The 616-nt window shown below is 35.1% G+C and carries 1 protein-coding gene; it reads left to right on the top strand.

Annotation, left to right across the window (positions count from 1 at the left end; translation table 11 throughout):
- Positions 1–521: MFS transporter (locus KVT37_RS31775; RefSeq protein ID WP_217578960.1), on the top strand; the 521-nt coding region annotated here is incomplete at its 5' end.
- Positions 522–616: the final 95 nt, after the last annotated feature.

Consider the following 616-nt stretch of genomic DNA (forward strand, 5'->3'; position numbering starts at 1 on the left):
TATGTGGAGGAATTTTCATGTTTGGTTTATTTCTTCAAAAAGCAAAAGGAGCAAGCCCTTTTATAGCTGGCGTGGAATTATTACCGATTGTGGCGGTGTTTGTAATAGGAAATCTATTATTTGCACGATTAACAACACGTTTAGGAGTTAAAATTCCAATGTTAGTATCGATTACAATAGCGGGAATAGGTTCACTACTTTTAATGTTTAGTGTTTCTAGTGCACCCTATTGGATATTGGCTGTTATTTATGCGATTGCTAATTTAGGAGTAGGCGTTGCGGTCCCGGCAATGACTGCTACTGTAATGCAGGCAGCAGGTAAGGAACATGCAAATATAGCAGGAGCTACATTAAATGCTAATCGTCAAGTTGGGGCGTTAGTAGGTGTCGCTATAATGGGGGTAGTACTTCATGAAGCACATAGTTGGTACAATGGAGCAACTATTGCTTTCTTGGTAATGAGTATTGCTTATCTTGTGGCTTCTTTCTTAACTTGGCGATTTGTACGTACTGAAATATAATTTTAAAATACTTTAATAAAAATCTCTTTTCTGGAGTTTATATAAAATATAAATCTCTAGAAAAGAGATTTTTATTTTATAAATATAAGGATATT

Source organism: Mesorhizobium sp. GbtcB19, assembly GCF_019091085.1.
GTDB lineage: Bacteria > Pseudomonadota > Alphaproteobacteria > Rhizobiales > Rhizobiaceae > Mesorhizobium.